General features: G+C 70.2%; 18 protein-coding genes. 5 read left to right on the top strand and 13 right to left on the bottom strand.

The features are described 5' to 3' along the window. Positions 1-28: 28 nt before the first annotated feature. The 6 genes from CAP_RS01125 to CAP_RS01100 form a co-directional block, all read right to left on the bottom strand. A complete protein-coding gene (locus CAP_RS01125) occupies positions 29-1,039 on the bottom strand; it encodes a dipeptidase (RefSeq protein ID WP_044235262.1) in 1,011 nt (336 codons plus the stop codon). A gap of 71 nt (positions 1,040-1,110) precedes the next feature. Further along, on the bottom strand, positions 1,111-1,806 hold the full coding sequence (locus CAP_RS55610; RefSeq protein WP_370865962.1) for a sensor histidine kinase: 696 nt from the start codon (positions 1,804-1,806) through the stop codon (positions 1,111-1,113). A gap of 683 nt (positions 1,807-2,489) precedes the next feature. Next, on the bottom strand, positions 2,490-3,182 hold the full coding sequence (locus CAP_RS01115; protein ID WP_081864431.1) for a response regulator transcription factor: 693 nt from the start codon (positions 3,180-3,182) through the stop codon (positions 2,490-2,492). Positions 3,183-3,327: 145 nt separating this feature from the next. Then, positions 3,328-6,474, bottom strand: a complete 3,147-nt coding sequence (locus tag CAP_RS01110; RefSeq protein ID WP_044235002.1) for an efflux RND transporter permease subunit — start codon at positions 6,472-6,474, stop codon at positions 3,328-3,330. Further along, the gene (locus CAP_RS01105; RefSeq protein ID WP_197040936.1) at positions 6,471-7,631 is read right to left on the bottom strand and encodes an efflux RND transporter periplasmic adaptor subunit; all 1,161 of its coding nucleotides are present in this window, start codon (positions 7,629-7,631) and stop codon (positions 6,471-6,473) included. The genes CAP_RS01110 and CAP_RS01105 overlap by 4 nt, the downstream gene beginning before the upstream one ends. A gap of 74 nt (positions 7,632-7,705) precedes the next feature. Next, a complete protein-coding gene (locus CAP_RS01100; protein ID WP_052373919.1) occupies positions 7,706-8,983 on the bottom strand; it encodes a TolC family protein in 1,278 nt (425 codons plus the stop codon). A gap of 197 nt (positions 8,984-9,180) precedes the next feature. On the opposite strand from CAP_RS01100, the gene serA reads away from it, so the two are divergent. Continuing rightward, a complete protein-coding gene (serA, locus tag CAP_RS01095) occupies positions 9,181-10,434 on the top strand; it encodes a phosphoglycerate dehydrogenase (protein ID WP_044234998.1) in 1,254 nt (417 codons plus the stop codon). Between the two features lie 45 nt (positions 10,435-10,479). Here serA and CAP_RS01090 read toward each other — a convergent pair whose 3' ends face one another. Genes CAP_RS01090 through CAP_RS01080 form a run of 3 tightly spaced genes read right to left on the bottom strand, consistent with a single transcriptional unit; the run spans position 10,480 to position 13,807 of the window. Further along, positions 10,480-11,931 (bottom strand): hypothetical protein, encoded by a 1,452-nt coding sequence (locus tag CAP_RS01090; RefSeq protein ID WP_156040380.1) that lies wholly within the window; start codon positions 11,929-11,931, stop codon positions 10,480-10,482. Next, on the bottom strand, positions 11,928-13,247 hold the full coding sequence (locus CAP_RS01085) for a KGGVGR-motif variant AAA ATPase (protein WP_197040935.1): 1,320 nt from the start codon (positions 13,245-13,247) through the stop codon (positions 11,928-11,930). The genes CAP_RS01090 and CAP_RS01085 overlap by 4 nt, the downstream gene beginning before the upstream one ends. Positions 13,248-13,261: 14 nt before the next feature. Further along, positions 13,262-13,807: a hypothetical protein gene (locus tag CAP_RS01080; protein WP_156040378.1), complete on the bottom strand. Its 546-nt coding sequence runs from the start codon at positions 13,805-13,807 to the stop codon at positions 13,262-13,264. Between the two features lie 125 nt (positions 13,808-13,932). Between CAP_RS01080 and CAP_RS01075 the strand changes: the two genes are divergently transcribed. Next, on the top strand, positions 13,933-15,372 hold the full coding sequence (locus CAP_RS01075) for an FAD-binding oxidoreductase (protein ID WP_044234993.1): 1,440 nt from the start codon (positions 13,933-13,935) through the stop codon (positions 15,370-15,372). Positions 15,373-15,402: 30 nt separating this feature from the next. Here the strand turns inward: CAP_RS01075 and CAP_RS01070 are convergent, their stop codons facing one another. Beyond that, a complete protein-coding gene (locus CAP_RS01070) occupies positions 15,403-16,332 on the bottom strand; it encodes an AraC family transcriptional regulator (RefSeq protein ID WP_052373917.1) in 930 nt (309 codons plus the stop codon). A 26-nt stretch (positions 16,333-16,358) separates the two neighbouring features. Between CAP_RS01070 and CAP_RS01065 the strand changes: the two genes are divergently transcribed. Then, complete coding sequence (locus tag CAP_RS01065; RefSeq protein ID WP_044234991.1) at positions 16,359-16,745, top strand: VOC family protein; 387 nt, start codon at positions 16,359-16,361, stop codon at positions 16,743-16,745. A 58-nt stretch (positions 16,746-16,803) separates the two neighbouring features. On the opposite strand, the gene CAP_RS01060 is transcribed toward CAP_RS01065, so the two are convergent. The 3 genes from CAP_RS01060 to CAP_RS01050 all read right to left on the bottom strand — a co-directional run bounded on the left by CAP_RS01060 (position 16,804) and on the right by CAP_RS01050 (position 20,658). Beyond that, complete coding sequence (locus tag CAP_RS01060) at positions 16,804-17,547, bottom strand: pyridoxine 5'-phosphate synthase (RefSeq protein ID WP_044234989.1); 744 nt, start codon at positions 17,545-17,547, stop codon at positions 16,804-16,806. Positions 17,548-17,615: 68 nt separating this feature from the next. Continuing rightward, a complete protein-coding gene (locus tag CAP_RS01055; protein WP_052373916.1) occupies positions 17,616-19,490 on the bottom strand; it encodes a bifunctional metallophosphatase/5'-nucleotidase in 1,875 nt (624 codons plus the stop codon). A gap of 136 nt (positions 19,491-19,626) precedes the next feature. Then, positions 19,627-20,658, bottom strand: coding sequence for a synaptic vesicle VAT-1 family membrane protein (locus tag CAP_RS01050; RefSeq protein WP_044234986.1), 1,032 nt, complete (start codon positions 20,656-20,658; stop codon positions 19,627-19,629). Between the two features lie 107 nt (positions 20,659-20,765). Here CAP_RS01050 and CAP_RS01045 point away from each other — a divergent pair, with 107 nt between their 5' ends. Beyond that, the gene (locus tag CAP_RS01045) at positions 20,766-22,340 is read left to right on the top strand and encodes an ATP-binding protein (RefSeq protein WP_044234984.1); all 1,575 of its coding nucleotides are present in this window, start codon (positions 20,766-20,768) and stop codon (positions 22,338-22,340) included. A 93-nt stretch (positions 22,341-22,433) separates the two neighbouring features. Then, the gene (locus tag CAP_RS01040) at positions 22,434-23,924 is read left to right on the top strand and encodes a hypothetical protein (protein WP_044234983.1); all 1,491 of its coding nucleotides are present in this window, start codon (positions 22,434-22,436) and stop codon (positions 23,922-23,924) included. Positions 23,925-24,013: the final 89 nt, after the last annotated feature.

Raw genomic sequence — 24,013 nt, 5'->3', positions numbered from 1 at the left:
AATTCGGCGCCGGAACGGCTCACGCCCTTCATGCCGGGACCGGGTTGTCGCGGATCACGCGCAGCGCGTTGTCGCGCAGGAGCTTCCGGATCTGCACTTCACTGAAGCCTCCCTTCAGGAGCGCATCCGTGAGCAGCGGGAGCCGGGCGGCGTCGCACAGGTCGCGCGTGGGCACGATGAACCCATCCCAGTCCGACCCGAGCGCCGGAGCGTCTTCCCCCACCACGTCCACGATGTGCTTGAGGTGCCGCACCACCGGTTCGAGCCCATCACCGCCGAGGAACTGCGGGCAGAAGATGACCCCCACGCAGCCGCCCAGGTCCGCCACGGCGCGGAGCTGCTCGTCGTCGATGTTGCGCCAGTGGGCGAAGGCGCCGAGCACCCCGGTGTGGCTCACCATCGGCGGCCGCGTGGCCATGGCGCAGGCGTCCAGGAACCCGCGCCGGTTGATGTGCGCCAGATCCACGATCACCCCCAGCTCCTCGCAGCGCCGCACCACCTCGCGCCCGAAGGCCGTGAGGCCATCCACGTCGCGCCTGCCCTGCCCGTAGGCCGGGAAGCAGGCCTCGTTGGCGCTGAAGTGGCACAGGCCCAGGTACCGCACGCCCCGCCGCGCGAAGTGATCGAGCTGCGCGATCTCCCCCTCCAGCGCGTGCGCCCCCTCGATCCCCAGGAGCGCCGCCACCGCGCCCCGCCTTGCCGCGGCCTCCACCTCCGCCGCCGTCCGCACCTTCACCAGGCGGTCCGGCGCCACCCGTACGGCCTTGTCCAGCTCGTCGATCTGCTCGTGGATCACCGCCGCGAGCCCGCGCCGCTGCCCGATCGGGAGGGAGACCAGGCCGAAGAACTGCGCCCCCACGCCGCCCTCGCGCAGCCGCGGCACGTCGACGTGCCCGCCGATCGCCGCGAGCGGGAGCGGCGGGTCGTGCCGCGTGTGCAGGTCGTACCCCACCCAGCGCGACCACATCAGGCTATCCGCGTGCAGATCGATGGCAGGCGAACGGGCGTGGAGGGCGCGGGCCTCGGGGGATCCGTACATGGCCCCTGAAGGGTAGCCAGGGCCGCAGGGTGAGGCCATGGGCAGTTCCCCCGTGCCGGAACGCGAGGACCTCAGCCGCGCGGGATCTCCAGCACGAACGTCGCCCCCCGCCCCGCCTCTCCCGGCGCGAGGAAGGCCTGACCACCGTGCTTGCGGGCGATCTCCCGGGCGATGGCGAGCCCGAGCCCGGCGCCCCCCTGACCAGCCTCCCGCGAGCCTGCGCCGCGGTAGAAGGGCTCGAAGATCTTCTCCTCCTCGCCTTCGGGCACCCCCGGACCGGCATCGCGGACGCGGATCCGGTGGCGCGCCTCGTCGGTGTCGAGGGAGAGCGTCACGGTCGACCCCTGGGGCGCGAAGCGGAGCGCGTTGGCGAGCAGGTTGTCCACGGCCTGCCGCAGCGTCAGCGCCTCCACCTGGGCCTGCGCCTCGTCGGGCACCTCGACCGCGAGCCGCACCCTGCGCCGCGTGGCCTCGGCCTCCGCCACCTCCGCGGCCTCCCGCACCAGGAGCGCGAGGTCCGCGTGCGCTGGCACCCAGGCCACCCCGCCGAGGGCCGCCAGGTCGAGCAGCCGCGAGGCCAGCGCCGCGAGCCGGTCCACCTCGCGCCGCGCCTCAAGGAGCGCCTCCCGCAGCTCCGAAGCTGGCCGCTCCTTGCGGAGGGCGAGGTCCATCTCGGTGCGCATCAGGCCGAGGGGTGTCTTCAGCTCGTGCGCCGCGTTGGCGATGAGCCGCTCCTGAGCCGCCCGCGCGGCGCGCAGCCGCCCCATGGCCTCTTCGAGCGCCCGGCGCAGCGCCGCGATCTCGTCCCCCGTCGTATCCGGAGGCAGGCGCCAGACCAGGTCGCCGCCCTTCAGCTCCGGCAGGTACGCCGCCATCTCTCCGAGCCGGCCGCTCATCCGCGAGGCCTGCCACGCCTGGATGCCCAGCAGCGCCAGCGCCACCGCCGCGCAGACCGCGAGGGTGGTCTGGTGGTAGGTCCGCAGCGTGGCATCGATCTCCACGAGCGAACTCGCGAGCTTGAGGGTGTACTCCTTCCCCTTCGGCGACCGCACCCGGACGGTCAGCTCGCGCATCAGGTGCCCGTCCACGCCGGGCCTGGTGCGCAGCCTGGGAGGCTCGCCGAGCGCCCCGGCCTCGCCCCCGGAAGGCGGCGCTGGCGCGGGCCCCTTCCCGTAGCTCGCCAGCAGCTCGCCGCCCGGCCCGAACAGGCCCGCCGTGGGCGCGAACGCGCGCACCTCGACCGCGAGGGGCGAGGTGGTGAGGTGCAGGTGGGGCTCGCCGGCCGGACCGTCGAAGAGGCTCACGCTCTCCACGGCCGCCTGCGCGAGCAGCGCCCGGTCCAGCGCGCGCAGCAGGCTGAGGCGAAAGGCTTGTCCCGCGATCAGCACCGTCACCAGCAGGGCCACCGTGGGGAACGCCGCGCCGAACAGGAGAAGTCGCGTGCGGACCTTCAACGCTTCCCCTCGACCTTGTCGGCGATCACCAGGCGGAAGCCGACGCCGCGCACCGCCTGGATGGTGACCGCCTCGTCCGCGAGCTCCCGGAGCTTGCTGCGGAGGTAGCCCACGTACACGTCGACCACGTTGGGCGCGCCGTCGAAGCCCGTCCCCCACACCGTGCTGAGCAGCTCGCTCCGGGTGAGCACGTCGCCCGCGTGTCCCGACAGCTCCTGCAGGAGCGCGAACTCGCGCCCCGTGAGCGTGCGCTCCTCGCTGCCTCGCGAAAGCGTGCGCCGCCGCGCGTCGAGCGTGAGCGGCCCGAGGCGCCGCTCCACGTCGTGCCCTCCCGAGCGGCGGTGCAGCGCCTCGATCCTGGCCACCAGCTCCTCGAAGTCGAACGGCTTCACCAGGTAGTCGTCCGCCCCCGCGCGCAGCCCGGTCACCCTCTCCCCCACGGTGCCGCGCGCGGTCAGGAGCAGCACCGGGGTGCGCAGGTTGCGCTCGCGCCAGCGCCGCAGCACCGCGAGGCCGTCCAGCTCGGGCAGCGACCAGTCGAGGAGGATGACGTCGTACGCCACCGCCTCGGCCTGCTCCACGGCCACGGCCCCGCTCGTGCACACGTCCACCTGGTGCCCCTCCTCGCGCAGGCCGCGCTCGAGCAGGCGCACCATCTTCGGCTCATCCTCCACCACGAGGAGCTTCACGGTACTGCGTCCCCTGGAGCAGGGGCCTTTCGGCCCCCACGCTCCCGTTGGTCGCTCCCCCCGTCGCCAGCAGGAAGCGTTGCGCCCAGGGCCCCAAAGGGGTTCGAGGAGCCGCAGAGGCGCCGTGTTCGCGAGGGGTCTCGTCTCATGCTCGCCGTCTCCACCGCCACAGGGTCCGCAGCGTAAGCCACGGATAGAGGGTGGGCACGATGATCAGCGTGAGCAGGGTGGAGGTCGCGAGGCCCCCCACCACCACCGTCGCGAGCGGACGCTGCACCTCGGCCCCGACCCCGGTGTTCAGCATCATCGGGATGAACCCGAGCGCCGCCACGAGCGCCGTCATCAGCACCGGCCGCGCCCGCGAGCGCGCCGCAAGGAGCGCCGCCTGCCCCGCGGGGTGCCCCTCTGCCTCGTTGGCGATCACCCGCGACAAGAGCACCACCCCGTTCAGCACGGCCACGCCGCTCAGGGCGATGAAGCCCACCGCCGCCGACATGGATACCGGCATACCCCGCGACGCGAGCGCGATCATTCCCCCCACGCAGGCGAACGGCACGTTGGTGAAGATGATCAGGGTCGGGCGCACCTTCCGGAACGCCGCGTAGAGCGCCGCCAGGATGAGCGCCACCACCGCCGGCAGCACCAGCGTCAACCGCGCTGTCGCCTCGCGAAGCGTCTCGTACTGGCCACCCCAGACCAGCCGGTAACCGCGCGGCACCTCCCCGAGCCTCCCCACCGCCGCCTGAGCCCGCGTCACCAGCTCGCCGAGGTCCACCCCCCGGACATTGAACCCGATCACCAGGCGCCGCTCGCCGTTCTGGTGGTTCACCAGGCTGGGCGAGGGAATGGTCTCCACCGTGGCCACCCGGTCGAGCGGCGCGGCCCCGCCCGTGGAGGTCGGCAGCGCGACCCGCCCCACCTCGAACGCGCTCGCCGCGCCCCCGAGGCGCAGCACGATCGGCACCCGGACCGGCCCGTCCCACGTCTCCCCCACGTGCACCCCCTGCCGGAGGGCGCGCACCGCGTCGAGGATCTCGCCCACCGACAGGCCCGCCTGGGAGGCGTCCAGCGCCCTCGGGCGCACCTCCACGAGCGACACGTCCGGGGGCGCCATGATCCGCACGTCTGCCGCGCCCTGCACCTTGCCGAGCTCCCCCGCGATCCCCTCGGCGAGGCGGCGCAGCTCGCCGAGGTCCTCCCCGTACACGCTCACCGTCACGTCGGCGACCGAGCCTCCGAGCAGCTCGTTGAAGCGCATCTGGATGGGCTGCGTGAACGACGGCTCGGCGCCCGGCGACCCCTCATCGATGGCCGCCTGGATCTCGGCGATGAGCGCATCCCGCGTCAGCCCCTCCCGCCACTCGCCGCGCGGGCGCACCGCCACGAACACGTCGGCCTGTTCCAGCCCCATCAGGTCGGTGGCCACCGCCGGGCTGCCCACCCGCGACACCACCTGCAGCACCTCCGGCACGCGCCCCACCGCGGCCTCCAGCCGGCCCGCGTCGCGCACCGCCGAGGCGAGCGAGATGTCCGGCGCGCGCGTCGTCTGCACCACCAGGTCCCCCTCGTCGAGCTGCGGCGTCAGCTCGCTGCCGGCGCGCGCGAACAGGAGCGCCCCCGAGGCGAGCAGCAGCAGCGCGCTCACCGTCACCACCAGCGGGTGGCGCGAGGCCACGCCCAGCGTGGGCTCATAGGCCCAGGTGATCAGCCTGACCAGCAGCGGAGCGCGCGCCGGTACGTCGCGCGCCCGGAGGAGCAAGCTCGCCGCCGCGGGCACGAACGTCAGCGACAGGACGAGCGCGGTCACCAGCGCGAACACCACGGTCAGCGCCATGGGCCGGAACATCTTCCCGTCGACGCCGGTCAGGGTCAGCACCGGCACGTAGACGAGGAGGATGATCAGCACCGAGTAGAACACCGGCGACGCCACCTCCCCGCAGACGCGGCTCATCCAGCTCCGCCTCTCCTCCACGCCCCCGCCCCCGCCCCCGCCCCCGCCCACGCCCACGCCCGCGCTCGCCCCAGGCGCCCCGTGCTCGTGCTGGGCGTGGAAGACGTGCTCCACCATCACCACCGCCCCGTCCACCACCAGGCCGAAGTCGATGGCCCCGAGGCTCATCAGGTTGCCTGCGATCCCCGTGGACACCATCCCCGCCGCCGCCCCGATCATCGAGAGCGGGATCACCGAGGCCACCAGGAGCCCCGCCCGCAGGCTCCCCAGCATCGCGAACAGCACCGCCACCACGAGCAGCCCGCCCTCCACGAGCGTCCTCCCCACCGTGCGCAGGGTGCTCTTCACGAGCATGCTCCGGTCGTAGACCACGTGGAACGCCACGTCCTCCGGCAGCGCCGCGCGCACCTCCGGCAGCCGCGCGTGGATGCGGTCCATCACCTCCAGCGCGTTGTCCCCCCGGAGCATCTGCGCCATCACGTAGACCACCTCGCCGCGCCCGTCCGCGGTGGCGGCCCCGAGCCGCGGCAGCGCGCCCACCCGCACCTCCGCCACGTCCGCCACCCGCACCGGCGCGCCCCGCTCCCCGGACCCGCGCGCCACGATGGCCTGCGCAAGCTCCGACGGATCCCTCGGACGCGCCACCGCGCGCAGCAGCGCCTGCCCGGAGCCTGCCGGCAAGCTCGCCCCGGACGCGCTCCCCGTGGCCCGCGTCAGCGCCTCCCGCAGCGCCTCCAGCGGGATCTCCCGCTGGGCGAGGCGCGCCGGATCGGCCACCACCTCCAGCGTGCGCCGCTCCCCGCCCCAGGTGTTCACCTCCACCACCCCCGGCAGCCCGCGCAGGAGCGGCGCCACGCGCAGCACCGCGATCTCGTACAGCTCCGCCGCCGTGCGCGACGGCGAGCTGAGCGTGAAATGAAACACCTCCCCGAGCCCCCCGGTCACCGGCCCCAGCTCCGGCGGCCCCACCCCGGGCGGCAGGTCCTCCGCCACCGACGCGAGGCGCTCCGCCACCATCTGCCGCGCCAGGTACGGGTCCACCTCGTCCTCGAAGACCGCGGTGACCGACGAGATGCCGTAGCGCGAGATGCTCCGGTGCTCCACGAGCCCCGGCAGACCGCCCATGGCCAGCTCCACGGGCCGCGTCACCTGCCGCTCCACCTCCTCCGGCGTCAGCCCCGGAGCGCCCGACATGACCACCACCTGGTTGCTGGTGATGTCGGGCAGCGCGTCGAGCTTGAGCCGCAGCGCCATCAACAGCCCCAGCCCCGCGAGCGCCACCGTCACCGCGAGCACCCACCCGCGCCAGGCGATGGCGCCGCGCACCAGCCTCTCGATCAAGGCGCCCCCTCCCCGCCCCCCTGCACCTCCACCATCGCCCGCATGGCCTCCGCTGCCACCTCGTCTCCCGCCGCGAGCGCCCCCCGGACCAGCGCGTCGGCGCCCGCCGTGGCCAGCACCTCCACCTGGAGCGGCTGCCCCGTCTTGCGCGCCACCACCACGGCCCCACCTCCCTGCATGGCCAGCGCGGCGGTCGGCACCACCACTGCCCCGCTCCCCGGATCCACGCGCACGCGCACCTTGCCGAGCGCCCCGTGCGGCGCAGAGAACGTGCCCTCCGCCTCCAGCCAGATCCGGAGGGTCCCATCGCGCCCATCCACGGCCGGAGCCTCCGCCACCTTGCGCAGCAGCGTCGGCGCGGCAGCCCCGATCACCAGGTCGTACCGCGCTCCCTCCGGCGGGCGTGACGGCAGCCGTGCCTCCACCCGCGCCGCGCCACCACCGACCACCCGCGCCAGCGGCTCCCCCGCGGGATCCCGCATCTCTCCGAGCGCCGCGCGCACCTCCGTGACCACCCCTGCCACCGGGCTCCGCAAGGTCACCCCGCCCCCCGACCCGAGCACCCTCCCCGCCTCTCCGGGCCCCATCCCGGCGCTCCGCAGCGTCGCCGCGGCGATCTGCTGATCGGCCTCCGCGTCGGCGATCTGCGCCTCCACCTCGGCCATCTCCGAGAGCTTCACCAGTCCATCCGCGCGCAGACCATCGAGCTGCGCCTTCCGCCGCCGGTGCGCCGCGAGCCTCGTCCCGGCCGCCGCGTAGGCACCCGACGCCCCGATCAGCTCCGGCATCAGCACGTCCACCACCGGCGCCCCCTTCTCCACCGCCTGCCCGGGCTGCACGTGGATCCGCGTCACCCGCGCCGCGAACGGCGCCGCCACCGCGCCCGCCGCCTCCGGAGGCGCCAGCACCACAGCCGGCGCTTCGAGCAGCGCCGTGTCCCCCGCCGCGCGCGCCTTGACCCAGGGCGTCGGCGCGCTCCCTCGCCCGGAGCCCCCCTCCACCCCCTGCGCTGGAGGCTGCGCCTGCACCTTGCTCTCGGCCGCCGCCGTCGCCTCCGTGCCCTTCCCGCACCCGGACCCTGCCAGGGCGACCATCAGCGCCGCCAGCGAGCCCCCCCACGACGCCCAGCGAGCCTCTCTGACCTCACGACGCCTCACCGCATCTCCTCGCCTCATCGCCGGCCTCATCGCCGGCCTCATCGCCGGCCTCATCGCCCGCCTCATCGCCCGCCTCATCGCCCGCCTCCCGCCGCGCCCTGCCCCGACGACGCCGCGGACCCTTCCTCCAGCGCCGCCAGGAGGATCCACGCCTTCACCCGCGCCCACGCCTCTGCCGCACGCGCCTGCGTCAACCGCGCCCGCGTCCCGAGCGCCTGCCGCCGCCCCAGCAGCACCTCCAGGAGCGTCGCGTTCTCTGCCCGGAAAAGTTTGTCCCGCGCTGCCAGCCCGTCCTCCACCGCGGGCACCAGCACGTCCCGGATCACCTTCAGCACCTCCCCCGTGTGCTCCACCTCGTGCAGCGACATGCGCATCTCCGCACGCGCATCGAGCACCGCCCGGGCCGCCTCCCCCTCCGCCACCGCCACCCGCGCGGCCACCGCGCTCCGCTCCCGCTCCCCCTGGTCGAACACCGGCAGCGTCACCGCGGCCACCCCGTAGAGCACCAGGCCATCCGGCTGATCCCGCTGCACCTGCACCCCGAGCGAGAGCTGCGTCCCGCGCGCGGCCCGCGCCTCCACCAGCCTTGCCCGCTCCGCACGCGCCTCCAGCGCCCGCGCCTCCGCCGTGTGCAGCCGCCCCGCGCGCTGGATCACCGAGACCCAGCTCCCCGGAGGCGGCAGCGCAGGCTCCGGCAGCGTCCCCGCCGCCACCACCCCCTCGCCGCCCGGAACCGCCATCTCCCGCGCGAGCGCGAGCCCTCGCTCCACCGCCACCCCCTCGGCCGCGATCACCGCGAGCCGCGCCTCGGCCTGGTACGTACGCGCATCCGCCACGTCGGCCCGCGTCGCCGCCTCCGCCGCTGCGGCGCGCTCCACGAGCGCCAGAAGCTCCGCGGCCACCGCCACCTCTCGCTGCGCCACCTGCAGCAGCTCCTGCGCCTCCCACAGCGCGATCCACGCCTGCGCCGCCGCGAGCCGCTGCCCGAGCGCCCGCGATCGCGCCGCCGCATCGAGCGCCTGTCCCTCGGCCCGGGCCGCATCGCGCCGCGCCCCCGCGAGCCCCGCGAGGTTCCACGACTGCGTGAGGCTCGCCTGGATCTCGAACCCCCGGTTCTCCGGCTGCGCCACCCGCATCCCCGGCTGCACCAGGATCTGCGGGTTCGCGTCGAGCGACGGGATCGCCCCCGCCAGCGCCCGCTGCGCGCCCACCGCACGCCGCGCCCCCTGCACATCGGGCGCCTGCTCCGCGAGCCCGATCGCCTGATCGAACGACACCGCCTGCCCTGCAGGAACGGCCGCCGCGATGGTGAGCCCGAACCAGGACAGCGGAACCATGAGCCAGGAAGCCATGGCCCGCACCCTAGTGACGCCCTACCGACGGTTCCTGAGACGCGCCTGAGAGGATTCTTAATCAACCAGGCTCGTCGAAGCGTCCTCTGCCGTCCGGGACCTCCGCGCGCGTGTTCACCCAGCGCACCCGGCATCGGCCGGACGTCGTCAGCGCGCACAGCAGCAGGGAGATGCGCTAAGAAGCGCCCTTCGAACTCATGAGCACCGCCGAGAGCCCCAGCACCGCCCCCCAGACCCACCCTGCTCAGGAGCCCGTGAAGGTGCTCCTGCTGGAGAACATCCACAAGAGCGCCCTCAAGCGCTTCGACGAGGAAGGCTTCCAGGTGGAGATGCGCAGCGGCGCTCTCGGCGAGGACGACCTCATCAAGGCCCTGCCCGGCGTGCATCTCCTCGGCATCCGCAGCAAGACCCGCGTCACCGCCCGCGTCCTGGAGAACGCCCCCGACCTCCTCTCCGTCGGCTGCTTCTGCATCGGCACCAACCAGGTCGACCTCGTCGCCGCCAACCGCCGCGGCGTCCCGGTGTTCAACGCCCCCTTCAGCAACACCCGCAGCGTGGCCGAGCTGATGATCGCCGAGATCATCCTCCTCGCCCGCCAGATCGGCGACCGCTCCCGCGAGGTGCACACCGGCGTCTGGAAGAAGACCGCCACCCACTGCCACGAGGTGCGCGGCAAGACCCTCGGCGTCGTCGGCTACGGCCACATCGGCCAGCAGCTCGGCGTCATCGCCGAGGCCCTCGGCATGCGCGTGCTCTACCACGACATCATGGCCAAGCTCCCGATGGGCAACAACCGCGCCCTCCCCACCCTGAACGCCCTCCTCGAGCAGGCCGACTTCATCTCCCTCCACGTCCCCGAGACCCCCGAGACCCGCGACCTCATCGGCCCCGACCAGATCGCCCACATGAAGAAGGGCGCCTGCCTCCTCAACGCGAGCCGCGGCACCGTCGTCGTGATCTCCGCCCTCGCCGAGGCCCTGCGCACCGGCCACCTCGGCGGCGCCGCCATCGACGTCTACCCCGAGGAGCCCGAGTCGAACGACCAGCAGTTCCACACCGAGCTGCAGAACCTCCCCAACGTCATCCTCACCCCGCACATCGGCGGCTCCACCGAGGAAGCGCAGGAGGCCATCGGCTACGAGGTCTCCCACACCATCGCCCACTTCGAGACCAGCGGCGCCACCACCGGCGCCGTGAACTTCCCCCGCGTCGACCTCCCGCCCCGCCGCGGCACCCACCGCGTCCTCAACGTGCACCGCAACGTGCCCGGCGTGCTCCGCGACGTGAACCAGATCGTCTCGGACCTCGACGCCAACATCAACAGCCAGGTCCTCGCGACCGACGCCCACATCGGCTACCTGATCATCGACATGGAGCAGAACGTGGCCATGGAAGTCAGCCGCCGCATCGCCGCGCTGAAGACCAACATCCGCACCCGCGTGCTGTACTGAGCACGACGCAGGGCCGGGGAGACAGCTCGCCAGCCACGTCGGGCCTCAGCGCACGGGGCGCACCCCGCCCTTGCGACGCAGCCCGAACGCCACGCGATACACGTCGGGCATGTTGACCCGACCATCGCTCATCCGTTCGAAGAAGCCCAGTTCCTCCAGATCGCGCCGCACACCCTCTTCACCTTGGTCGAGGTGCTGCGGTCGGCTCTTGCTCTGCTGAAGCGCCTCCAGCAGCCCCTGTCCCTTCCAGCGCTGCTTCACCTCGGAGAACTTGCAAGGCAGAACCATGTCCTCAAGGCACTTCATGGCCTCACGCACCCACGGAAAGTCTTCCGCGACTTCCTCGACCCGGATCTTGGATGCAGCTTGGACTCCGGCCTTGATGCCGTCGTACGACAAAGCCGTTCCTACATGCCCTGTGGCGTCGTTGGCAGCGCGCCGGAGCGCCGCGAGAAAACTGCGCGGGCTCACCTGAGCGAGTGTGTCCGCCAGGTGGCCTGGGAGCCATTTGTATGGGAATCCCCGCCTCGCGTCGCGACCCATATAGGGGCCGGTGATGGCGTGGAAAACCTGTTGCTGAAGCTCGGTATCGATCTTCAACCGTTCGGGGACACGCCAGGTGTCGCCCACCCTCTCGAACACGACGCCCAATTGCCGGCTACATACGTCGCGAAAAACGTCTCCGCCCTCGTCTGCGTTGGCGAGATGCTGCCAGAACAATCCGAACAGGTCTGCGCGCGACCACGACAACCGCACGTCGTTCGTGACGACTTTTGATGCATCGGGGAAGTTCACCACCTCCGCGGAATCGAGCATGTCGGGACGCACAAATGCCTTGGCCCGAATGTGTTTATAAGAGCGCACTTCCAGCAACACGAGGAGGAGCCCGCGGAGAAGCCGTCGCCGCTCACCCCAGTCCGAGGAAGTCCGGTCGAGCGCGTCGAAGACGACCAGCTTGCGATGCCCTGCTTGCCCTAGTGCCTCATCACACTGGTAGAGCGCCCGTTCAAATTGTTCCGGATGAGACGCTACCCAAGCCAGCCGCTCCACCCAGAGTCCGTCGATCAACCACGGGCGCCCGAGACTCTCTCGCGCTGGTCCACTCAGAGCATGATGCAAGAGGATCGCACGCCAGAGATTCGATGGATCGTGGTCGGCCACGAGCTGCGTCAAACCGCGGCTCGGATACGCGTCTGGCTTCGACGAAGCTCCGAAACCAGACACGACCTCTGTCGTTGGGTCCACAACACGAGAGCCCATGACCTGGGCGATCATCTCCCGATGTGGCGCCGACTGCAGCGCAGCCCACCAGAGACTCTTGCCCGCACCGCGGATCCCCTGCACGAGCATGGTATCGAAGCTAAGCGCTCGACTGTGGGCTGCTGGGAAGTACAGGAAACGGATCTCGGGCGGACGCTCTTCGAACTGGCTCGTGTTTTCCGGAATGGATGAGAGGATGGCGCGACGCATTGGCTCTGCCGGAAAGACGAGCTTCACGGCTTCACCTCTCGGTCCAAGAGCTCGCCGACGCGATGACAGAACGCGCCAGACGCTACGAGGATCTGATCATCCGGTACGGCTTCCGGGCGAGACACGGGATCGAACTCTTGCAGCGCGCGGTTCCAGAAGATGGTCAGCGGGTGGTGCGGCGCGGTCTCATCGTGGACATCGAAGTTGAAGGGCTCCACGTCATCTGAGTCCCTCTCGGAAGCCTCCTCGTAGAGCGTCTCCAGGAAGATCTCGTGACTCGATTCGACGAACCGCTTCATGTACTCCGGGCGGCCTGTCTCGGGAACGAGCGCCGCCACCATGCGAAGGTTGTCACGAAACGAGGCGAGTTGCGGGTGGCTCCGCCAGTCCTCGAAGAGGAGCCGGTAGCCGTGAAACGTCTGCTCCGTGGCCACCCCGAAGAGGAGTGATTGGGCCCGAAGGCGTGTCACTGCAAATGCTGCGAGATCGTGCAGACCTGCACGGCTGTCTATCAGCACCACGTCCGCATGTTCCCGGCGTGCCAGGCCTGTGATCAGCGCGTCAATCCTCTCTGCAAGCTCGTGCACGCCGTCCTTCGATGCGCTGGGCTGGTACGCGCGACCCAGCTTTGCGAGGTAATGGCCTTCAGCCCCGCCAGCAGGGACCACGAGCACTTCGCCGGCAGCGTCCAGCACCAGCGGGCTTGTAGCCACCATGTTCGCGAGCAGCTCTTCATCGTCCTGGCCGACGGCTTCTTCGACGAGGTAGTCCACGATCCCGAACCTCGGAGCACGAGCCCTCGGCAAGAGCAAAGGCCCGAGGCCCGGCGATTCGAGATCGAGATCAAAGACCAGGACACGAGATCCGGCACGCGCCAGTGCACGCGCCACGAGCGTGAGCGCCGTCGACCGACCCACCCCTCCTTTCAAGCCGAAGAAGGTCATCCTCGGCGCCTCTCCCTCAGAAGAATCCGGAACCGGCAGCGGCGCACGCATCCAGTCGAGCCCCGTGATCTCCCGCTCCAGCAGCAGCACGTTGTCGGGCCCGGTCTCGAGGAGACGGGCCGGGAAGAGGGGACGCGCATCCGAGGACTGGAAGATGCGCTCCGCGTCGAAGAGGTCCTCCGGGAAGAGCAAGACCTCGCTCGCATCACCTCCGAAAGCACCCAGTTGCTCCGACAGTTCGCGTGCCAGCTCCTCGGTGCGTGGTCCCTTGGGAGACTCGGTCAGCACCGAGATGCCTCCCTGCACGTCACGTATCAAGACGGTGCGACCCTCCAGATCTCTGGCTCGCGCCTTGAGGATCCTGCGGGCGCGCTCGAAAGCCTCATCGAAGCGCACCACCGACGCCGCTCGGCTCATTGTGGTGCCCCTGCCGAGCGCGCAGGTCGCAGTTCGTCGAGCAGCGTCAAACAACGCTTCGCCGCTGCCCTGTGCTTCTCCAAGATCTCGTCGGTCACCTCAGTGGCCATCGCCGCTTCGGAGAGATACCTCTGCTCCACGCTCCACCCCTGAAACGGGTTCGCGGGACCGGGCTGTCCTGCGCGGTACTGTGACTTGCTGGGCTGTGCTTTGGCCGGATAAGCCTCCTTGAGCCGGCCCACTGCCGTGCCCAGCCGGAATCCTGCCGCCTCCTTGCAGAACTGGGTCCACAGCACGTCGATGTGTTTGCGCCGTTCTCTATCTTTCAAGGCGCCATCAGCGTTGAACAGCCCTGCTGCCGTGGGGCTGGTTCTCAGGATGCCCAGCAGCGCACACTCCGCCGCGATCCCGTACAGGTGGTCCGCGTTGCCGCGCCGTCCCGCCGTGAACAACATCTCGGCGTCGTGATGATGTCTCCGCGCGGCTTCACCGTAGTCCACCCGTGGTGTCGACGGCGGTGAAGGAGGGCTGATCTGACTCACGCCGGCAAGCTACCACCGCGGCCCCACCCCCGCGAAGTACCGTCCCGCTCCCTGCTCTCCTCGCACATTCCTCGCCTCTTCCCCCGCACCTTGCTCCGCCCCGCCCGCCACGCTACCGAGGCGGCATGGCGGGTCTCCCCGAAGCGTTCCTCGCGGCAATCCAGGCCGACTTCCCCCCGGATTTCCTCTCCCTCGACGCTGGCGACCTCGCCACCTTCGGCCGTGACTGGACCAAGGTCCACGCCCCGAGCCCGGGCGCCATTGCCTTCCCCCGCACCACCGACGAAGTCTCGCGCCTGCTCCGCCTCTGCAGCGCCCACGCTGTCCCCGTCGTCCCCTCGGGGGGGCGTACCGGGCTCGCGGGGGGCGCGGTCGCGGCGCGCGGGGAGCTGGTCGTCTCGCTGGACCGCATGCGCCACATGGGGCCTGTCGACATGCTCGGCGGCACCGTGCGCGTCCAGGCGGGCGCCGTCACCGAGGCCGTCCACCAGCACTGCGCCGCGCAGGGCCTCACCTGGCCCGTCGACTTCGCCTCCAAGGGGTCGAGCCAGGTGGGGGGCAACATCGCCACCAACGCCGGGGGCGTGAAGGTCATCCGTTACGGCCTCACCCGCCAGTGGGTCCTCGGCCTCCAGGTCGTGCTCGCGAACGGCGACGTCCTGGAGGTCGGCGGCGCCCTGGAGAAGAACAACACCGGCCTCGACCTGCGCCAGCTCTTCATCGGCAGCGAGGGCACCCTCGGCATCATCACCGAGGCCACCCTCAAGCTCACCCGCCTCCCCGGCCACCTCGACGTGCTGCTCTTCGCCGTCGCGGATCTCGCCGGGGTCCTCGCCCTCTTCCGCGAGGCCCGCATGGGCGGCGCCCTCGCGCCTGGCGCCGGGCTCGAACCTGGGCACGGCCCCTTCACCGTCACCGCCTACGAGTTCTTCACCGAGCGCTGCCTCGACCGGGTGAAGCGCCACCGCAAGGTCCGCAACCCCCTCTCGGCGCCCTCGGACTACTACGTGCTGATGGAGGTCGAGAACGCCCACCGCGACGCCCTGGAGGCGTGGGTCGCCTCGCTCTTCGAGCGGGAGCTGGTCACCGACGGCACCCTGGCCCAGCACTCCTCGCAGGCGGCGGAGCTGTGGACCTTGCGCGAGGGCATCAGCGAGAGCCTCTCGGCCACGGGCCTGCCCCACAAGAACGACGTCGCCCTGCCCATCTCCGAGCTGTCGGGCTTCTGCGCCGGCCTCGACGACCTCTTCGCGCGCCGCTACCCCGGCTGGGAGATCTGCCTGTTCGGCCACATCGGCGACGGCAACCTCCACATCAACGTCATGAAGCCCGACGACCTCACCCGCGAGCAGTTCCTCGCCCGCACCCACGAGGCGGACCACGACATCTTCGCGCTGGTGAAGGCCCACCACGGCAGCATCTCCGCCGAGCACGGCATCGGGCTGCTGAAGAAGGACTTCCTCGGCTACACCCGCGCCCCCGCGGAACTCGCGCTGATGCGCGCCGTCAAGCGCACCCTCGACCCGCAGGGCCTCCTGAACCCCGGCAAGATCCTCGACGCGTAGCTCCCTGCTCCCCGTCCCCGCCTGCGGGCGTCACAGCGACGTCGCGGCGTCGACGATCGGGATCTGGACGCGGAGCTCGAAGTGCTCCGATCCATGCGCGAACGGCTCGCCGAGGAACGCCTCGAAGCCGGGCTGGTGATCAGGCACGTAGCCGCTCGTCGGCAGCCATGTCTTGTAGAGCCAGTCGAGCGCGCGCATCTCGAGCTCGATCCCCCCGCTGAGGTCGAGCTCGACGACCTCCATCGGTGGGAACGTCGTCACGTTGATGCCGGGAGCGTCGACCGGCGTCGCGGGCGGGATCTCGAGCCCGACGTCATAACGGCACTGTTCGAGCGCGACGACCTCTGGATCCTCCCACTGATAGCCGAGCCACTGGCCACCGGCGAGGCCGCGCGGTCGCGCCCAGGCCGTCAGCCGCGCGACGGCATCGGGTACGCCCTGCGACGTGTACGGCTCGAGCGCGCGGATGTACGCGACGCGGCGCTTCGGCAGGTCGCGGATGCGCGGCGTGAAGTGGTCGGGGTTCGCGCCGGCGGGCAGCCTCGCGAGGCGATGGCGCGCGTCGGGCACGAGCGTATCGATCATCTGATCGCGGCGCCTGCGGCGGTAGGCCTCGACATCGAACACGCTCGGCGGGACACCGAAGTGCGCGCGGAACGAGCGCGAGAAGTCGGAGCTCGACGCGAAGCCGACAGCCAGCGCGATCTCCGTGAGCGACGCCGATGGCCGATACCACATCCACTGCACCGCGCGCTCGAGGCGCAGACGCTTGACGAACACGTGCAAGGTCTCGCCAACGAGGGCTCGGAAGACCCTGTGGAAGTGAAACGGCGAGAAGCACGCGATGCGCGCGAGTTCCTCGAGAGGCAACGGGTCCGCGAGGTTGCGCGTGATGTGATCGATCGCGCGGTTGACGCGATGGACGTAGTCGAGGTTCGCAAGATTTGGCAAGTCGGCCACCGGTGCGTCTGAGTATGGTTGCAGCCATGACGACCATCCAGTCCAGCCTCGGCGCGTTCTCGGTCAGCCTCGCGGTCAAGGATCTCGCGGCGTCCCGCGCGTTCTACCAGAAGCTCGGTTTCGAGCCGATCGGCGTCGGCGACGGCAAGAACTTCTTGATCCTCCGCAATGGGATCACGACCATCGGCCTGTTCCAGGGCATGTTCGAGAAGAACATGCTGACGTTCAATCCCGGATGGGATGCGACGTGCAACCAGCTCCCCCAGTTCACCGACGTGCGCGAGCTACAACGCCGGCTGCGCGCCGAGGGAATCGAGCCCGCGACGCTCGCTGATGAGAACGGGACCGGGCCGGGCAGCCTCGTGATCGTGGATCCCGACGGCAATCCCATCCTGCTCGACCAGCACGTCTGACGCATCTGCGCGATCCCGACGAAACCGCCGGACAACCTGCAGCACCAGCCGCTCCTGGCTAGGCGCCTCTGGTGCCGTGCGCAGCACCCGCGACGGCCCGCAGGTAGTCCTTCACCGACTGCTCCATGCCCACCTCCAGCGCGTGCACGGTCAGGTGGTGGCCGATGGACACCTCGAGGATCTCCGGGGCCTCGCGCACCAGCGGGGCCAGGTTCGCGACGGTCAGGTCGTGACCCGCGTTCACGCCGACGCCGGCGGCTTGCGCGGCCTTCACCGTGGCCACGATGCGGTCGAGCTCCGCGCGGTGGTCTCCGGCGTCGAAGGCGTGCGCGTAGGGGCCGGTGTAGATCTCGACCCGGTCGGCGCCGATGGCGGCGGCGAGCGGGATCACGGCAGGGTCGGCCTCGACGAAGAGGCTGCTGCGCACCCCGATCTCCCGGAGCTTGCGCAGCACCGGCTCCAGCAGGAAGCCCCACCGGGCCACGTCCCAGCCGCGGTGCGAGGTGATCTCCCCGGGGGTCACCGGCACCAGCGTGCACTGGGTGGGCCGGTGGGTGAGCACGAGGTCCAGGAATTCCTCGCGGAGATCGCCCTCGAAGTTTGTCTCCACGGTGGTGATCTGCTCGGCCACGGCGCGCGCGTCGGCCGGGGTGATGTGGCGCCGGTCGGCGCGGGGGTGCACGGTGATCCCGTGGGCGCCCCAGCCCACGATCCGACGGGCGAAATCGAGCACGTCGGGCGCGTTGCCCCCCCGGGAATTGCGGACGACGGCGAGCTTGTTGACGTTGACGCTGAGCTTCATCGGCGAGCCTGGCGCACTACACCTGCCGGGCGCGCCGCGCCACCCCCTCCCTCACGCCGTGAGCCGCCTCAGGGCAGGAGGGTGATCCGGTCGAGCGCCGGCGGCGACACGGGCGCGTGGGCGGTGATGTAGGCCCGCGTCGCGTCCAGGTCGAGCGCCCCACCCACGCGATCGGTCCCCTGCAGGAGCACGGTGGTGCCGTCACCCCCGCTCGCGTTGAAGCTGTTCACGGTGACCCGGTAGGACTGCGCGGGGTCGATGGGCGTGCCCTCGAGCCGCAGGCTGCTCGCGTCGATCCGGGCGCCGAGCGGCGCGCTCGCGCTGAAGCTGTAGGTGAACCCGGCCGAGGGGTGGAGGATGCTCACCTCGAAGCCGCCGTTGCCATCGGGAATGAACTGCTGCTCGAGGAGCGCCTTGAGCTGCGCGCCCGTGAGCGTGAGGACCACCAGGTTGTTGCCGAAGGGCTGCACGGTGAACACCTCGCCGTAGGTGACGATCCCGCTCGTCTCCTCGCCCTGGGCTGCCGCGTAGAGGAGGGACGCGCGCACGCCGCCGGGGTTCATGAAGGCGATCTGGGCGCCGCCGAGCAGCGGGCCCTCGGTGGCCTCCAGCATGGCGTCGGCGATCACGAAGCCGAGGGTGGTCTGGCCAGCCGCATCGGGGATGATGGTGAGGTCGGCCGAGATGTTCCCCACCGGCAAGGTGGCGAGCGGCGCGGCGAGGTCCTTGTACAGAGACACGAAGTCTTCGAGGACCACGTCGGGCTGCTCGCGCCGGACGATCACGTTCTCGGCCTGCGCTTCGACGACGTCACCCGTGGCGCGGTCGAGGGTCAGGTCGATGTCGGTGACGAGGCGCCCGTAGGAGGCGGCGCTGGTGACCAGCTTCCCGTTGATGACGCAGGTGTAGGCCTGGTGGGTGTGGCCGGAGACGACCACGTCGACGGCCGGATCCATGGCTTCCACGATCTGGACCACCGGGCCGGAGATGCCCGGGCACTCGTTGTACGAGCCGGTGGGCTGCCCGCCCTCGTGGAGCAGGACGACGATGGCTTCGATGCCCTGCGCCCGCAGCTCGGGGACCAGGGCGTTCACGGTCTCCGCCTCGTCGTGGAAGGAGAGCCCCGAGACGCCGAGGGGCGAGACGATGGTCGCGGTGCCTTCGAGGGTCATCCCCACGAACGCGACGTTCACGCCGTCGACCTCGCGCACCCCGTACGGAGGGAACAGCGTCTTGTTCGTGGCCTCGTCGACGAAGACGTTGGCCGAGAGGAACTTGAAGCTCGCGCCGGGGAACGGGTTGCCGTCGGAGCAGCCGTCCACGGGGCTGCAGCCCCCGGTCTGCATGCGGACCAGCTCCGAGGAGCCCTGGTCGAACTCGTGGTTGCCGACGCCGTTGAAGTCGAGCCCGACCAGGTTCATGGCCTCGATGGTGGGCTCATCGTGGAAGAGCGCCGAGGTGAGCGGGGAAGCGCCGATGAGATCTCCCGCCGAGACCACCACGGTGTTGGGGTTCTGCGCCCGCAGCGCATCGATGCGGCTCGCGAGGAAGGCGACGCCGCCTGCGAGGACGTTGGTGCCGTCGGGCTCCTGGATCCGGCCGCTGCTCCCGCCGGGGGGCTCCAGGTTCCCGTGGAGATCGTTGAACGCGAGGATCTGGAGCTGCGCCATTCCCCCGGCGCCCCCTTGACCCCCTTCGCCACGGCCGCCTTCGCCGCCATGGCCGCCGGCGTTCTCGCCCCCGTGCCCGCCCTCGCCGCCCTCGCCGCCCTCGCCGCTCGAGGTCGTGGTGGTGGTCGTCATCGTCGACGAGGGACCTGTCCCATCATCGCCGCAACCGGGCTGCGTGAGCATGCAGGTCCAGAGGAAGAGCCCACCCGCGACGACCCCGATCCTGAAGGCTCGGGAAGCCGAGGGCTCCGTCGCGATCGACGGTGTTCGCACGGCGCTGCTCCTCGCTGTCATCTCCGCTCCCCTCGCCTCGCCTCGCCTTGCCTTGCCTTTGGATTTGCAGGGCTCGGGCCAACGGCCGTCTGGCCCGCCCTGGCGCAGAGCACCATCCGGGAAAGACGCTCTGGCGTCAAACGGTCAGGACGAGCTTGCCGACCGTGGTGCCGGACTCGATCGCCAGGTGCGCCTCACCCACCTCCGCGAGCGGGTATGTGCGCAGTTGCGGTGGCTGCAGTTTCCCCTGCTCCACCCAGCCGAGGAGCTGGTCCATCGCCTCCTTGAGGAGGTCCGCCCGCGGGAACAGGTACGACAGGTTGAAGGAGAGCACGCTCTTGTTGTCGTTACAAAGATCCAGGGGGTTGAAGCGGGGTGTGCGCACGAAGTCGACAGCGAGCTTGAGGTAGTCGGGGCGCCCGCCGCGGCGGGGCATCATGGTGTGAAAGCCGTAGATGATCAGCCGACCGCCGGGGCCGAGGTGGCGGTAGCTGTGCTTCAGCGTCTCGGCGCCGTTCGCGTCGAGCACGATGTCGTAGCCCTCCGGTGCGTGGCGCGCGGCAGTCTCCCAGAGATTCTCGGCGCGCTTGTCGATGACCACGTCGGCGCCGAGCTGACGCGCCGCCTCGATCTTGTGGCTCCCGCCCACCACGCCGACCACGAAGCACCCGGCGATGCGCGCGACCTGGAGCAGCGCGCCCCCCACGCCACCCGCCGCCGAGTGCACGAGGATCTTCATCCCGGGCCGGAGCCGCGTGAGCTCATGGAGCGCGTACCAGGCCGTGAGGTGCACGGAGGGAAAGGCCGCGGCCTGGTAGGTGTCGAGGCGCGCGGGCGCGGGAAAGACCTGGTGGCGCGGCACCACCACGTGGCTCGCGTACCCACCGAAGCGGGTGACGGCGATGACGCGCGCGCCCACCTCGAGATCCGTCACCCCTTCCCCCAGCGCGCTCACGGTGCCCGCGACCTCGAAGCCGGGGGTGATCGGCCAGCCCACGTACTTCTTGGCCGACTCGTAGAGTCCCATCCGCACCACGCAGTCGGCGTAGTTCACGCCGATGGCCTCGACCGCCACGAGGACCTCACCGGGGCCCGCGACCGGATCGGGGTGCTCCTCCAGGCGGAGGACGTCGTAGCTACCAGCGTTGGGGATGACGATCTTCTTCACGCGCTCTCTCCTACTGCATCCAGCATCCTGCAGGACACCCTGAGACGCGGTCGGGCGTGCCTTGGGTCAGGGTGACATTCGATCTGCGGTATGGAAAACTCGGTCGCATGGACGCGAGCGTGGAGGAGATACTCAAGGAGCACCTGAGGCGCTTCGCCGGCCAGTTCAGACATGCAGGGGAGATGGTTGGGCTACTCCAGGCCGACGGCATCGAGATCACGCATGCTCGGGAGGTGGCACCATCGACCTGGTTTCTTCGTGCCAAACCGCCGCAACACCTGCAAGAAGGGTTCGGGCTGGCCCCCGAGATCCTCCTCATCGTGATCACCCAGGGTGGAGTCCAGGCGCGGGACATCCAGCGAGCAAACAGTGAGGTCATGCTGTCGGGACTACGCCTCGACAGCAATCTGGTCATCGTGACCGACACGCACTTCGATCTCCAGGACAGGCTCGATCGCATCCCGGGGACTGGACAGCGCGTGGCCTGGGTCTGGGACGACAAGGACCACTGGGCACCGCTGTCAGAGGTTCTTCGGCAGCAGCTCCCGACCTACGATGCGTTCGAGGAGCGCGATCCCGTTCGAGGAGATCAGCTCATGGGCCGTGACGCGGAAGTCGCCACGCTACGTACCCGTGTCGTGCGTGGGGACGCCGTCGGCGTGTTCGGTCTGCGCAAGATGGGCAAGACCTCCCTGGTCCGGGCCGTCACCGATTCACTCGACCCGGCGAGCGCGCTGCGTAACGAGGCCGGTGGAAACGACGTCACGTCCAGAACCTGTGTGGTCTGGGTCGACGCAGAGATGCTGGATCCTGATGCGCAGGTCGATGACGTCGCGCGTGAGATGCTGGTCTCCTTGCGAAGGCGCATGCGCGCTGCCCAGATGCCGTATGCCGCCCCGGAGCGGCAAGGCTTCGCAGGTCTCAAGGACGCCGGCGAGGCATTGCTCGATGAAAACTGGAGGTTGTGCTTCGTCATCGACGAGTACGATTTTCTCTTCGAGCGGGAGGCGGACGCCGGGCCCGTTCCCGGGCTATCGCGGCTGCTCCGGTTGCTGCGCGCCTGGTCGCAGACCCGGCAAGGCACGGTGTCCCTCATCCTGATCGGACGCGACCCGGAGCACCTCTCGGTGCCGCTCCTCGACGGGGTCAGCAATCCTCTGCTCGCGTGGTTCATACCAATGTGGCTCGGACCTCTGGCCGCTCCGCGGGACACGGCCATGTTGCGGAGGCTCGGACGCCGGACTGGTCTCGACATCGGGCCCGAGAGCGCGGAGCGCGCCCGCCACTGGACCGGAGGACACCCGCTCCTTCATCGCCAGTTCGGCTCTGCGCTGCGCCAGGCCACCCTGAACCACCATCCGGCCCTGGCCTGGAAAGCCAAGACCGACGCCCACTGCAACGAGGCGGTCGAGCGATTCCTGGAGAGAGACACGGTGCATACGGTGGCCCGTGAGGTTCTCGCTCTCCTCGACAAGAGGTATCGCCCTGCGCACGATTTGCTGCTGACGCTCGCGGAGCAGGAGGGTCCTCCCGGGACATTGAAGAATCAGAAGCTTCACACGGATGGATCGCAGACGCTGCGAAACTTCGGGATCCTCGATGAGAGGACGCAATCGCTGCCAGCCTACCTCTCGTGGTACGTACGGAAGCTGCTTCCACCCATGCGTCGCATGGCCGTGTGAACCGAAATGCGCGGGAATCCCTATTCCTGGCAGCACGATCAGCCACTTCGGTGTGTCGCACGCGATGTATCCGTCAGACGCATCGCGGAGTTCGTGCACCGAGGCATTGCGGTCAAGATCGTCGGTGGCCGCGGGATGGGCAAGAGCGTGCTGCTCCAGCAGCTCGAACAACACCTTCAGGAGACACAGGGGACCCGGGTGGTGCGACTTCCAGGTCCACCCGAGGAGGCTACGGTGGCCGGGGCGGTTGGCGATCTGGCAGCGCGGCTCCGCATCCAGGATCTCGCAGCACCTCGCATGGACGACCTTCTCGACCGTGTTCTCCAGGGCAGCGTGGCGCGTCTTGTCGCTCTCTTCGACGAGACCGACCAGTACGTCACGCTCGGTGGAGGCGCCGGGGGAGCCACATTCGCGCGGAACTGGTTCAACAAACTCGAGGCCATCCGCAAGCAGTACGCACCCCGCTTCAGTGTCGTCTTCGCCGGTGGACTCGGCCTGTTCTATCTGGAGCGAGAGCTGGGCTCGGCCATCGTGAGCCGCGCGGAGTCCTTCCTGCTCGAGCCATTCGGTCCTGCGGAGATCAGCGACCTCGCGACGCCTTTCCAGGAAGACGGTCGTCCCCTGGACGAGAATTGCCTGGAAGCGCTGCGGGTGCTCTCCGGAGGCAGCCCAGCGCTCGTGACGTTCGGCCTGGAGCGCCTCTGGGATGAGAGCGCACCTGCCACCCAGGCGCTGGAACGCATCTTCGGCGTCTTCCGGGAGCAGCACGACAGCTTCATCCGTTCGGTCCACGCGTCCATTTCACAGCGCGGCCGACTCGACGCGCCCTGGCGGGTACTGGAAGAGGTGCGCCGCAGCGCAGGCGCGGTGCCCCTGCAGCGTCTGCGCGAGGCATGCGCTGCTCCCGACGAGAGCATCACCATCGACCCCAAGCAGGCGCTGGATCTCCTGAGGGCCGCCTGCTTCGTTCGGGTCGACGGTTCCACCCTGGCCGACCCCGTGAGGGCGTGGCCCGTCGCCTCCATCCTGAACTTTCCGGAGACCCCCGCCGCAGCAGATGCCCCCCCGGAGCGGCTGGTTCGTGACGTGTGCGCGGTGCTCGCGAACCTGCGTCGTTTCGGGCGCGACTTCCACCAGAAGGATGGTCTGCTCCACGAGGAAGTGTTCAGCTCGGTGCTCTCTGTCGGGCTCCGTCTACTGGGTTGGGAGACAGAGCGAGAGCCGATGCAGGCGGCAGGTTTCCCCGACATCAAGGTGCTCTCAAGCCCTCGGACAGACCCTCCCGAACACACGCTCATCGAGGTCAAACTCTGGCGTGGCAAAGAGTACAACGCCGGGCTTCAACAGCAGCTCGACGAATATCGTCTCGATGACACGCGACACGGAATCACCGTGACGCTGGGCGATCGAGGAACCGAAGGCTGGCCGGAGGCCTACGAGCATGCTTGCCTTGCCGGGCGTGACGCTGCGCGCCTCGCCACACCACCAAACCTGGTCGGTCGATGGCAGGTTCGAGAACGAGCTTCGAAGGGTTCTGAACGCCTCACAGACCATCTCCTGGTGCAGCTCCCGAAGCGTCGTTGAGCGACATACCTGTAGTCCCGGGGTCACCGCGCGCGAGCCCGCTTGATTCCATGCCGCGCGCCGCGCAGGGTGGTCTGCTGGAGGTCGTC

The organism is Chondromyces apiculatus DSM 436 (assembly GCF_000601485.1).
Taxonomy (GTDB): Bacteria; Myxococcota_A; Polyangia; order Polyangiales; family Polyangiaceae; genus Chondromyces; species Chondromyces apiculatus.
Note: the sequence above shows the minus strand (reverse complement) of the source record. Positions and strands in the feature narration are given on the sequence as shown.